The following is a 13,018-nucleotide window of genomic DNA, read 5'->3' as shown; positions in this document are numbered from 1 at the left end:
CCATGTCCGACCTGCCCGAGTCGCGACGCACTGCTGCAGGCCGGGGTTCCAGGGCCCGGATCGTGCTGTGGATCGTCCTTGCGCTCGTCCTCCTCTTGATCGTCGCCGTTGCCTGGGTCGGAGTTCGCGGGCTGCTCGCGAAACAGCACCTCGAGCAGTCGGTCGCCCTCGTGAGCACCCTGCGCTCGCAGATCACTGACGGCGATACATCGGCGGCGCAGCGCACGGCGAAGCAGCTGGAAGACCATGCGTCGTCGGCGCGGAGCTTGACGAGCGATCCCATCTGGAGCGCCGCGCAGATCACGCCCTTCTTCGGGTCGAACCTCCGGGCCGTACGCGAGGTCGCGGTCGTCGTGGATGAAGTCGCAACCGGGGCAGTGCGACCGGTCACCGAGGTCATCGGCGACCTCAATCAGGACGCGCTCACACCGAAGGGCGGTCGCATCGAACTCCAGCCGCTCGTGGACGCGCAGCCGTCAGTCGCCCGCGCGACGAAGACCTTGGCGAAGGCCAGTGGTGAAGCGAAGGCCATCGACACGAGCGCGACATTGTCACCGGTGACGTCGGCGGTCAACCAACTGCGCAATGCGCTCGGATCGGTCGCCAAGCAGGCGGACGCGGCCAACAAGGTGGTGCAGCTCGCGCCGGCCATGCTCGGACACGACGGCGACCGCGACTACGTCCTGCTCTTCCAGAACAACGCCGAGCTGCGTGCCGGGGGCGGTATCCCTGGCGCGGTGGCCCTGCTGCAGGCGAGAGACGGGGCAATCGCGCTCGCTGATCAAGCCGCGGGGTCGTCCTTCGGGCCGTATGACAAGCCGGTGCTACCGCTGTCGGCGGCGACGACGAGCCTGTACGGCGACATCACGGGTCGCTACATGCAGGACGTGAACCTCACGCCGCGCTTCGACGTCACGGGTGCCTTGGCGCGCGAGATGTGGAAGCAGAAGTTCGGGCAGGAGGTCGACGGTGTCCTTGCCATCGATCCAGTGACCCTCGGCTACATCCTGCGCGCAACCGGTCCGGTGCAACTGCCGACGGGTGACACTCTGACGTCAGAGAACGCCACGAAGCTCCTGCTCAGCGATGTCTACGCCAAGTACCCGGACCCGGCGGTGCAGGATGCGTTCTTCGCGTCCGCGGCGAGTGCGGTGTTCGAGAAGGTATCGAGCGGCGGGTTCGACTCGAAGAAGTTCATCGCCGCGTTGACGGACGGTACGAGGGACGGGCGCCTTCGGCTGTGGAGTGCCGACAAGGCGGAGCAGGTACAGATCGCCGGGACAGCTGTAGCAGGTGATCTCCCGACCGCATCGATGCAGACGCGGGAGTTCGGCGTCTACCTGAATGACGGCACCGCTTCGAAGATGGACTACTACCTCGACAAGAAGGTGTCGGTCGGCAGCTCGGTGTGCCGGAAGGACGGGCGACCAACTTCCGTGGTCGAGGTCACGCTCAAGAACACGGCACCAGCCGACGCGGCAACCAGTCTTCCGGCGTACGTGACGGGCGGAGGGGCACTCGGCACCGAACCGGGCAAGATCAAGACGCTGATGGCGGTCTACGCGCCGCCGAACGCGATCTACCTCGGCGCCTCGCAGGACGGCAAGGGAGCAGCGCTGCAGACCGCCATGGACGGCGAGCACCCGGTCGCGCAGATCCAGACTCTCCTCGCCCCCGGACAGAGCACGACGTTCCGCGTGGCCTTCCTCGGTGAAGCGAAGTTCGCGAAGGCCGGTGTTCAGGCGGAGTCGACACCGGGGGTCCGGCAGACCAAGGTGGAGCCGCTGCAGTTCGACTGCACCGAGCCGGTCCCGGTCGGCTGAGGCGTCGGGGCGCAAGGGCGAACTGTAGGCCTGTCGACCGGTGTCCCGTCGGCAGGGCAGGACGGCGATTCGCCGCTATGCGCGCTCCGTGGATGTCCCCAGTCCGGGGGGCCTGGGCTTGCCTGAGTTGATCGCAAGGCGTGTCAAGTCGATCGGGGGCCGGCGCCAACGGCACGGTGACGCCGCTGGATCCTCCTGTGAACTGGGATTTCGCGTGAGGTCGGAACCTGCTGGTCGCGCCTCGACCGAGCGATCACGCCGCGCCTGGGAGCTGACCCAGCCCCTGTTCACGAATTCGTTGCACGAAGGGTGGCAACAAACTGTGAACATCCGCTACATTGAGGGAACTTCGCCAATCGCACCTGCCATGTCTGTGGTCACGGGGGGATTGACATCTGCGGAGGCAGGGCTCTGGTATCAGGGTCTGTCGGATCAGATCACTAGGGGAACCACTTCATGAAGAAGCTCATCGCCGCGGTCGTGCTGGCTGGCGCCGCACTGCTCGCCACTCCCGCCGCTGCAAACGCTGCTGGCTACGCACCCGACTCGGACGTCTCGATCTCCGGCAACTACGTTGCTGGTGGCATCGTCGTCATCAACTTCAGCGAAGGCGCCTTCCAGGACAACGAGACGGTCAACGTCCAGATCACCGGCGCCGGCGTCAACGACGCCACGCTCGGTGCCCTGCCCGTGACCACCGTCTCGCGTGCGTACGTCGCCGACGCTGACGGCTCGCTCGACGTTCGCGTCACCCTCCCGGTGGGCGGCTCGGGCAGCTACAACCTGACCGCCACGGGCGCCACCTCCGGTGTCGTCGGCGTCGCGTCCTTCACCATCGCCCCGGCTGACGTTGCTGCTGGCGCCGGCTCGACCGGTGGCACCGGCACCAACGGTTCGCTCGCCTTCACCGGTTCGACCGTCTCCACCCTGGCCCTCTGGGTCGCCGGTGGCGCCGTCGTCCTCGGTGGCGGCCTGCTCGCCGTGCGCGGCTCGGTCCGTCGCCAGCGCGAGACCGTCTGAGCTTCAGCTCACTGAGCGAAACCCCCGGAACCGTGAGGTTCCGGGGGTTTCGTCGTGTTCAGGAGGTGCCGGTCGTCACGTGACGACGAGGAGGATCCCGACGACACCGATGACGGCGAGGGGGGCAACGACCCACAGCCACCACGGGAAGGCGGAGGGACGACGGTACTGTCTGCGATTCGGGTTCACGAGCCGACCGTACGTCGGGCGGACATCCGGCAAGGGTCCGGCTGCGCCTCCTGGCAGGGCCACGCGGCACATTCTCGGCTTCTCGTAACATACGCGGTGGTCGTGACCCCTCCCGGTCCTCCGGACAGCGGACACGGAACCGACTCCGCTACGGCGCCTTCGGCAGCTCCCACACCTCGTCGTACCGCTCCCGCACGAGCGGCCAGACCTGCGCGACCGCGTCGTCGACCGAGCGCACCGAGTCGCTGAGCGGCGGGGTCAGCACGAACTCGTGGGGGATCGGCCGCCCGGAGCGGTCCCGGCGTCCTTCCGGGTCGGGGAAGCGCACGGCGAGCATCCCTGACCGGCGACGCACCACGGCCGGCACGTCACGGACGCCGTCGAACGCCTGCTCGTAGCGCGTCAGCGGGTCCTGCCCGGGCTGCTCGGTCGCGAGGAACCGGAAGCCCCACGTCCGGCCCCGGGTCGCCCAGATGAAGCTCATGCGTCACCCCGGCGCAGGACGCGCTGTTCCACTCCGCGGTCCAGGTCCTCGCCGAATCGCGCCAGCACGCGGGAGGTGAACTCCTGCTCTGCCGCGGCGTCGTCCTTGAACTTCGCGACGCGCTTCGTGGCGAAGCTGACGGCCCGCGAACCGATGCCGCCGCCGATCCAGCCCGCAGCCGCACCGACGAGCGGGGACTTGCCGTAGCGCGAGGTGGCGAGGAACCCGACGATGGGCCCGACGAACTCGAGCAGCTGCTCGGCCACCTGGGCGCCCCGCTGCCGGGTCGTCGCCCACTTCGCGAAGCGCTCGAACGGCAGCATCGCGGTGATCGGCAGGAGCAGGTCCACTCCGGTGCGGTCGGTCACGTCGATGGACCCCGGCTCGAACTTCGCCGACGACAGCAGCAGGAAGTCCTCGCCGACGTCGAGCGCGTCGGGGTCCTGCACGAAGCTCTGCAGCACGGTGCGGAGTTCGTCGAGCTCGCCGCCGCCCTTGCCGATGACGACCTCCCGGAAGGCCTCGACGTCCATGTCGGGCAGCAGGTCGGACTTCGACAGGGCCAGGGTCCAGATCCGCGGGAAGCGGGTCAGCCGCTTGCCGTCCTCGAGCACGTCGTCACGCAGGGCGTAGAGCCCGGTGTGGAAGTCCGTCAGCAGGGCCTTCAGGTAGCGGTCCTCCTCGCCGGCGTGCTCGGCCAGCAGCTGTCCGTCCACCAGGAGCATGGCGACGTCGGCGCTGAGGAGCGAGCGGAAGGTCTCGACGCGGCGGGTGGCCTCGTCGGCGGAGCTCGGGTCCTCCTCGAACCACTCGCCGGGGTAGTCGTGCCACACGATCCGCAGGGGCTTCGATGCCTTCTGCTTCGAGCGGCCCTTCGGCACGGACTCCGCCGACGGCTCGATGACGAAGCGGTACGAGGTCGACGCGAAGCGGGTCGAGCTCGGCACGGTGTCACCGTCGCGCATGCCCAGGTAGTTGCGGTGCAGGGTGCGGCCCTGGGCACGGTCCTCCGCGGTCACGGCGTACCGGTTCGCGCGACGGACGCTCGGCTCCTGCGCCGCGCCGTAGAACGACGAGAGCAGCACGGTCTTGCCGCTGCCACTTCCTCCGAAGACGGCGATGTGCTGTTCCATCATCGGGGTGCTGTTCGAGGCCATGCCCCCGACCGTAGGCGGGTGGACGTGCGGAGAGGCTGAGCCGCCCTCGGTGAACCGCGTGCGACCGGCCGTCAGGACCGCCGTCGCCGCGCGCCCACCCCGAGCAGCACGACCCCGAGCAGCGCACCCACGACGGCGCCCATCGTGTTCGCCACCACGTCGTCGATGGTCGCGACCCGCGCGGGCAGGAACAGCGCCTGCCCGGTCTCGATGGCCGCGCTGACGAGCAGCCCCGCCGCCGCGCCGGCCCACCACCAGCGCGCCCCGGCGAGCAGCACGACGAGCAGCCCCAACGGCACGAAGAACGCCACGTTCGCCAGGGACTCGAACAGCTCGTACCCGAACCAGCTCGGCGCGCCACGGCGCTGCGCGGCGGCGATGAGCCGGTCCAGCAACGGCTGCGCCCGCGCGTCGACGGGGGAGCCCCAGAACCCGATGAGGACCACCGCCACCCCGTAGCCGACGGCGAGCACCCCGGCCACGCTGCGGCTCCGCCCCGTCGCGTGCGCGCTCGTCCTGCCACGGCGACGCAGGGCGCTGCCGGACCCGGCCATGCGGCCGACCGACGGCGGCGGCACATCGCGCACGCGGTCGTCCGGGTGATCAGGGGTCACAGGGAGTGACGCTACCGGGGCGGGCCTCCCGGCCGCGTCCGCCGTCTGGCGGACAACCGGACGGGAGGCCCGGCCCACGTTGCTGGATTCCGTCCACATCGCGAGTACCCCGGTTTGTCCTCTGTACCCCGGAAACGTGACGTGTTGTCCCGGTTTTCCGGGGGTCCGGACCGACGCGGATCAGGAGAACCCGTGAATCCACGGGGCTGGCTGGAGACCAGGGGTCGTCCCCCGTACCGTTGTCACCGCAAGCAGATGTACCCCAGAACGTGAAGGAGCAGGGCCATGACGATCATCAGCCACGACGTGCACCAGGTCGAGGTGACCCTCGACACGGACACCGTCGACACGATCGCCGTGCTCGAGGCCCAGGTGGCCCACACTCCTTCCCGCGCCGCGCTCACGTGGACCGAGGTCGAGACCGGCCTCTGGTCCGCCAACTACGGCGGCTACTTCGGTGGCACGGTCGACAAGCGGGACGGGCACTACTTCGTGTCCGACACGTTCGGCCAGTACGTCGGGGACTTCCGCTCGCTGGAGGACGCACAGTCGCGTCTCGCCGAGCGCCTGCACATCGTGCTCCCGTCCGTCATCCGACCGGTCGACTGACCGACCGCAGCACGGAGCACGCAGAAGCGAAGCACCACCCGGAGGCATGACCCCCGGACCAGCATGACCGAGGCCCCGCCGGAACACCGGCGGGGCTTCGACGTTTCCGGAGCGCGTGCGTTCCGGCGGTGACGTCCCCGATCCGGGGGGGTGTACCCCCGGATTCCGCCACTGGTCCCCCCTACTGGGGACTCCGGTTGTCCCCGCACCGTTCAGGTTCCTGCCAGGATCGAGAACGGCGCCGACGACCGTCCCCGAGCTCCTCGGGTCGTCGACCGCGCCAGGCTCGCTGTCTCGACCCGAAAGTGACCCATGCTGCCTGCTCCCCAGGGCACTGCTGTGCCTCGCCGTGCGTTCGGCCTCCGCCCCCTCGCCATGCTCGGCGCTGCCCTGCTGGTCGGAGCCGGTCTCAGCACGACGGCCACCGTCGTCACCGCTGCTCCGGCGTCGGCCGCGGTGCAGGCCACGGACGGCGGGCACTTCGTCTGCGACCAGAACACGCTCTACGCCTCGAACAGCGCCGGCAAGGTCGTCGCGATCGACATCACGCAGGGCACGAGCAAGGGTTCGACGGTCGACGTCGCGGACCTCGGCACCGGGGCCAACAACGGTCTCGGCATCTCCCGCGAGGGCACGGCGATGTACGCCGCGGGCAACAACACCACCGCGACGCTGCGCTCGTTCGACCCGAAGACGAACACCGCCTCCGCGCCGGTGACCACCGACAAGGTGCGCACCGTCATCCGCGGTGCCGTCAACCCGGTCACGGGCATGTACTACTACGGCGACAACGCCGGAGCGCTCCTGGCGTACGACCCGGCCACCCGGAAGGCGATCGGACAGGTCGGTCAGATCACCGGTCTGAAGTCCGGCAACGGGGACTTCGCGTTCAGCTCCCAGGGGCTCTTCTTCGTCGTCGCGGCGGACAAGGTCTACCGGGTGGACAACGAGACCGTCCCCACGGCGCCGGGAACCACGGCACTGACCACCACCGAGATCGCGACGCTGCCGGCGGGCACGAACAGCCCCGGCATCGCGTTCTCGTCGGACGGCTACCTCTACGTCTCGAACACGACCACCACCGGGTCCGGCACGAGCGCCGTCTCGACGACGACGATCTACCAGCTCGACCCGACCTCGGGCACCCAGGTCCGGAGCTTCCCGGTCACCGGGAACTTCGGGGCGAGTGACCTGGCCAGCTGCAACTACGCCGACACCGTCACCGGCCGCACGAGCGTCGACCAGCGCTGGAACACCGGCGACCAGTTCCACCTCGCCATCAGCGGGAAGGACGTCGACCCGACGAGTGCGGGCGCGTCCGCCACCACGACCGGCGACACCACCGGGCTGCAGAGCAGGAAGGCCGGCGCGATCCTCACGACACCCGGCAAGCAGTACACGGTGACGCAGACGGCTGCCGGGACCACGAAGCTCGCTGACTACGACACCACGTGGAGGGCGGTCGACGTCAACAGCGGGACCGTCGTCGCTTCCGGCGTCGACCAGGTCGCTTCCTTCACCTTCCCGCAGGCCGTGGGATCCGACGGCACCGACGTCGTCGTGACGTTCACGAACCGGATGAAGCTCGTCCGGGCCGCCACCACGGCGGACACGTACTCGACCCCCGTCGGCACCGCGCTCGCCGTCCCGGCCGCCGGCGTGCTGCGGAACGACACGGGCACCGGCCTGACGGTCACGAAGCACACCACGCCGGCCAGCGGCACGCTGACCATGACGGCGACCGACGGCAGCTTCTCGTACACCCCGGCCGCCGGCTTCTCCGGTACCGACCAGTTCGACTACACCGCGACGGACGGTGGCGGGCAGAGCTCGACGAGCACCGTCACCATCACGGTCACGCCGGCCGCCACGGACGACGCGTTCAGCGTGCACGCCGGCTCGACCGTCACCGCGACCGCCGCCGACGGCGTGCTCGCGAACGACCGCGGCTCCCGGCTGACCGTGACCGGCAACACCGCGCCCGCGCACGGCTCCCTGACGCTCGACGCCGACGGCTCGTACTCGTACACACCCAGTGCGCGGTTCTCCGGCCAGGACTCGTTCACCTACACGGCGGAGGACTCCGCCGGCATGACGATCGCCGGCGCCGTCAGCATCACCGTCCTGCCGACCGCCGAGGCCGACACGATCGCGGCCACCGCCGGTGAGACCACGACCGTCGCGGCACCCGGGCTGCTCGGCAACGACCTCGGCTCCGGCCTCACGGTCACCGGCACCACGACGCCCGCGCACGGCACCGTCACGGTCGCGGAGGACGGCACCACCGTCTACAAACCGGCCCCGGGGTACTCCGGCACGGACAGCTTCGACGTCACCATCACCGACGGCAACGGGAAGTCCGACACCGTCACCGTGACCGTCCGCGTCGCGCCGAAGGCCGTCGACGACACCGCCACGGTGGACGCCGGCCGCTCGGTCAGCACGACCACCCGGGCGGCGGGGGTCCTCGGCAACGACTCCGGGGACCGCCTGCGCGTGACGACCTCGACCGACCCGGCGCACGGCACCCTGGTGCTCGACGCCGCCACGGGCACGTACACCTACACGCCGGCCGACGGGTTCTCCGGCACGGACCGCTTCGACTACACCGCTGCGGACGCCACCGGCGCGACGACCTCGGCCACGGTGACGATCACGGTCCGACCGTCCGCCACCGCCGACACGGCGACCACGCCCGCGAACCGACCCGTGACCGTCGACGTCCAGGCGAACGACCACGGCAAGGGCCTCACCACGGCGGTCGTCACCCAGCCGGCGCACGGCACGGTCGCGGTCGGGACCGACGGCACCGTGCAGTACTCGCCGGCCGCCGGGTACTCCGGCACCGACTCCTTCACCTACGCGGTGACCGACGCCGCCGGGCGGACCACCGACCCCGTGGCCGTCACGATCACGGTCACACCCGTCGCCACGGCCGACACCGCCGGCGGCAAGGCGAGCCAGACCGTCACCATCCCCGCCGCCACCCTCCTCGGCAACGACTCCGGCACCGGCCTGACGGTCACGAAGGTGACCGGTGCCGCGCACGGCAGCGCCACCCTCGGCGCCGACGGTTCCGTCGTGTACACGCCGGAACGCGGGTTCTCGGGGACCGAGACCCTCACGTACACGGTGACCGACGCCTCCCGGCAGTCGACCACCGCGACCATCACCGTCGTCATCGGCCCGATGGCGATGCGCGACAGCGCGACCACCACCGCCGGGTCCATCCTGACCGTGTCGGAGGCGGACGGCGTGCTGGCCAACGACCGCGGCTCCGACCTGACCGCGAAGGTCGACCAGGTGCCGGCGAACGGCACGCTCGTGCTGCGGGCCGACGGCTCGTACACGTACACGCCGGCCGACCGCTTCTCCGGCAAGGAGACCTTCACCTACACGGCGACCGACGGCTCCGGCAACCAGGCGACCGGGCTCGTGACCATCACCGTCACGCCGCGTGCGGGCGACGACACCCTCACCACGGTGGCGGGCCAGGCGCTCGTCGTGACCTCGGGAGCCCTGACCGGCAACGACTCCGGCGTCGGCCTGACCGTCACCGCGGTGTCGGACGGGGCGCACAGCACCGTCACCCTCGGCACCGACGGCTCGATCACGGTCACCCCGGCGGACGGCTTCTCCGGCACGGACACCCTCACCTACACGGTGACGGACGCGAACGGGTCGACCAGCACCGGGACCGTGACCGTCATGGTCGCCCCCGTGGCGAAGCCCGACTCCGGCACGGTCCGGGCGGGGGAGACCCTGGCCCGCACCACCCGCGCGACCGGTGTGCTCGGCAACGACTCGGGCACCGGCCTCACCGTCACGAGCCACACCGAGCCGACCTCCGGCGTCCTCGTCCTCGACCCGGCCACCGGTGCGTTCCGGTACACGCCCGTCGACGGCTTCTCGGGCGACGACGCGTTCGCCTACACCGCCACCGACACCGCCGGCACCCCGGTGACCGCCGCGGTCCGCCTCGTCGTCACCCCGGTGGCGCAGGACGACACCGCCACGACCTCGGCGAACCGGCCGACGACCATCGCCGTACAGGGCAACGACTCCGGGTCCGCGCTCCGCACCGCCCTCGTCACGGAGGCGACGAACGGCACGACCGTCGTCGAGCGCTCCGGCTCGGTCACCTACACGCCCGTCGCCGGGTTCTCCGGCACGGACTCCTTCACCTACCGGGTGACCGACGCAGCCGGGCGGACCACCGACCCGGTGACCGTGACGATCACCGTGCGACCGGTCGCGATGGCGGACACCCTCGGCACCGCATCCGGTCGCCCCCTGACGGTCCCGGCGGCGACGCTCCTCGGCAACGACTCCGGCACCGGTCTCACGGTCACGAAGGTTTCGGGTGCCGCCCACGGTACCGTCACCCTCGCTGCGGACGGCTCGGTCGTCTACACGCCGGAGCGCGGGTTCTCCGGAACCGAGACCCTGACGTACACCGTGACCGACGCCTCCGGGCAGACAGCGACCGCCACCGTCATCGTCGTCGTCGGCCCGATGGCGATGCGCGACAGCGCGACGGCGACCGCCGGTGCGACGCTGACCGTGTCGAAGGCGGACGGCGTCCTGGCGAACGACCGCGGCTCCGACCTGACCGCGGCGGTCGACCGGGCACCCGCCCACGGCGACCTCGTGCTGCGGGCCGACGGTTCGTACACGTACACACCCGCCGACGGCTTCTCCGGACGTGACACCTTCACCTACACGGCGACCGACGGCTCCGGCAACGTGGCGACGGGTGTCGTCATGGTCGTCGTCACGCCCACCGCGGGCGACGACGTCCGCACCACTCCGGCCGGGCAGCCGGTGACCGCGACCTCGGCCGCGCTCACCGCGAACGACTCCGGCACCGGACTGGTCGTCACCGGCGTCACGAACGGTGCGCACGGCACCGCCACGGTCGCCGCCGACGGCTCCGTCACCTACGTGCCCGCAGCCGGGTGGTCCGGCCGGGACACCGTCACGGTCACCGTGGCCGACGCCGTCGGCGGCACCGCGACGAGCTCGCTGACCATCACGGTCACGCCCGTCGTCGCCGCCACCGACACGAGCGCCACCGCCGACGGTGAACTCGTCGTCCCCGCCGACCAGGGCGTCCTGCACGGCTCCACCGGCACCGACCTCGAGGTCACCGACCACACGACGCCCGACCACGGCACCGTCGAGGTCGACCGGGACGGCTCGTACACGTACACGCCGAAGCCCGGCTACTCCGGCCCGGACACCTTCGACGTGACCGTGACCGACGGCTCCGGCACCACCACGACCGGCACCGTGACGATCACCGTCGTCCCGAAGGCCGTCGACGACACCGCCACCACCACGGCGTCCACGCCGGTCGCGGTCGACGTCACCGGCAACGACTCCGGCACCGCGCTGCGGGTCAGCGGCGTCGGCACCGCAGCGCACGGCACCGCGAGCGTCACCGGTGCGGGCACGGTCACGTACGTCCCGGCCGACGGGACCTCGGGCACCGACACCTTCCGGTACACCGTCGTCGACCCGACCGGAGGCACCGCCTCGGCGACCGTCACCGTGACCGTCACCCCGACGGCCGTCGACGACGCCGTGAAGACCCCCGCCGGCACGCCGGTCGCGATCGCCGCGTCGACGCTCCTCGGCAACGACTCCGGCACCGGCCTGACGGTCACCGGACACGGCGACGCCCGCCGCGGCACCGTCACCACCGGCACGGACGGCGGCCTCGTCTACACGCCGGCGGCCGGGACCTCCGGGACCGACCGGTTCGAGTACCGGGCGACCGACGCCTCCGGGCAGACGACGACCGCCACCGTCACCGTCCTGGTCGGCGCCGTCGCGGTCGACGACTGGAGCACCACGAAGACGAACGGCGTCGTCCGGATGTCCGCCGCCAGGGGCGTCCTGTCCGACGACGCCGGCAGCGGACTCTGGGCGTCGCTCGACCGCGCACCGCAGCACGGCAGGCTCGCGTTGGAGAAGGACGGGTCGTACGAGTACACCCCGACGGCGAACTGGTCCGGCCGTGACTGGTTCACCTACACGGCACACGACTCCGAGGAGAACACCGCCGTCGCCCTCGTCGCGATCGACGTCACGCCGACCGCGCTCGACGACGCCGCGCGCACCGGTGCCGGTCGCCCCGTCACCGTGCGCGGCCCCGGCGTGCTCGGCAACGACTCGGGCACCGACCTGACCGTCGTGTCCGTCGGCAGCGCGGCGCACGGCACCGCGACCCTCGCCGCGGACGGCACCTTCGTCTACACCCCGGCGAAGCGGTTCTCCGGCGTCGACACGGTGCCGTACACGGCGCAGGACGCCACCGGACAACGCACCGAGGCGACCGTCACCGTGACGGTCGGCGTCACCGCGACCGACGACGCCGGTGACACCGTCGCCGGCACGCCGCTCACCGTCGACGCCCGACACGGCCTGCTCCGCAACGACGACGGCACCGGGCTCTCGACGAACCTGCACCGGAAGGCGGCGCACGGCACGGTCCGCGTGCACGCCGACGGGTCGTACGTCTACACGCCGTCGGCCGGCTTCACCGGGACGGACACCTTCGCCTACCGCGTGACCGACGCCTCGGGGCAGACGACCACCGCGACCGCGACCATCCGGGTCGTCGCCGCAGCGGTCGCCAGCGACGACGCGCGCACCGGCAGCACGGGTGAGCCCGTCACGATCGACCCGCTCGAGAACGACACCCCGACCGGCGGAGCCACGTTCGACACCGACACGCTGCACCTGCTCGACCCGGCCACCGGACACATGACCGACCGCTTCACCGTGGACGGATCCGGCACCTGGAGCGTCGAGGACGGTGCGGTCACCTTCACCCCGGAGGGCGACCACCACGGCACCGTCACGGCGGACTACACCGTGCAGGACAGCGCCGGGCAGGTCGTCACCGCGACGATCACCGTCACCTACCCGACCGGGCTCGCCGCCGTCGCGCACGTCGCGGAGCTCGCCTTCACCGGCAGCACCGGACTGCTCGGGCTGGGGCTCGGGGCGCTCGCCCTCGTCCTCGCCGGTGCGGCGCTCCTGCTCCGGCGGCGGGTGGCCGCACCGGTGGTGGGACCGCGTCGCCGGGGGTAGGTCCGCAGCACCGGACGGGAG

Annotated in this window: 7 protein-coding genes; 4 read left to right on the top strand and 3 right to left on the bottom strand. The window is 71.1% G+C overall.

Annotated elements, in window-relative coordinates; genetic code table 11:
- Nucleotides 1–2: 2 nt before the first annotated feature.
- Nucleotides 3–1,823 (top strand): DUF4012 domain-containing protein, encoded by a 1,821-nt coding sequence (locus tag DEI83_RS09930; protein ID WP_181431159.1) that lies wholly within the window; start codon nucleotides 3–5, stop codon nucleotides 1,821–1,823.
- Between the two features lie 456 nt (nucleotides 1,824–2,279).
- Complete coding sequence (locus DEI83_RS09925; protein WP_111081789.1) at nucleotides 2,280–2,843, top strand: hypothetical protein; 564 nt, start codon at nucleotides 2,280–2,282, stop codon at nucleotides 2,841–2,843.
- A gap of 337 nt (nucleotides 2,844–3,180) precedes the next feature.
- On the opposite strand, the gene DEI83_RS09920 is transcribed toward DEI83_RS09925, so the two are convergent.
- From DEI83_RS09920 to DEI83_RS09910, 3 genes are all read right to left on the bottom strand, one after another.
- Nucleotides 3,181–3,516 carry a hypothetical protein gene (locus DEI83_RS09920; protein WP_111081788.1) on the bottom strand — a complete coding sequence of 112 codons (336 nt, stop codon included), beginning with the start codon at nucleotides 3,514–3,516 and terminating at the stop codon, nucleotides 3,181–3,183.
- Nucleotides 3,513–4,673 carry an ATP/GTP-binding protein gene (locus DEI83_RS09915; protein WP_258371159.1) on the bottom strand — a complete coding sequence of 387 codons (1,161 nt, stop codon included), beginning with the start codon at nucleotides 4,671–4,673 and terminating at the stop codon, nucleotides 3,513–3,515. The genes DEI83_RS09920 and DEI83_RS09915 overlap by 4 nt, the downstream gene beginning before the upstream one ends.
- A gap of 71 nt (nucleotides 4,674–4,744) precedes the next feature.
- Nucleotides 4,745–5,287 (bottom strand): VanZ family protein, encoded by a 543-nt coding sequence (locus DEI83_RS09910; protein WP_146243291.1) that lies wholly within the window; start codon nucleotides 5,285–5,287, stop codon nucleotides 4,745–4,747.
- A 285-nt stretch (nucleotides 5,288–5,572) separates the two neighbouring features.
- Here DEI83_RS09910 and DEI83_RS09905 point away from each other — a divergent pair, with 285 nt between their 5' ends.
- Both DEI83_RS09905 and DEI83_RS09900 read left to right on the top strand, forming a co-directional pair.
- Nucleotides 5,573–5,896 carry a hypothetical protein gene (locus DEI83_RS09905; protein ID WP_111081786.1) on the top strand — a complete coding sequence of 108 codons (324 nt, stop codon included), beginning with the start codon at nucleotides 5,573–5,575 and terminating at the stop codon, nucleotides 5,894–5,896.
- Nucleotides 5,897–6,235: 339 nt separating this feature from the next.
- Nucleotides 6,236–12,997 (top strand): Ig-like domain-containing protein, encoded by a 6,762-nt coding sequence (locus tag DEI83_RS09900; RefSeq protein ID WP_146243290.1) that lies wholly within the window; start codon nucleotides 6,236–6,238, stop codon nucleotides 12,995–12,997.
- Nucleotides 12,998–13,018: the final 21 nt, after the last annotated feature.

Source organism: Curtobacterium sp. MCBD17_021, assembly GCF_003234525.1.
Taxonomy (GTDB): Bacteria; Actinomycetota; Actinomycetes; order Actinomycetales; family Microbacteriaceae; genus Curtobacterium.
This window is presented reverse-complemented; position numbering and strand designations above follow the sequence as displayed.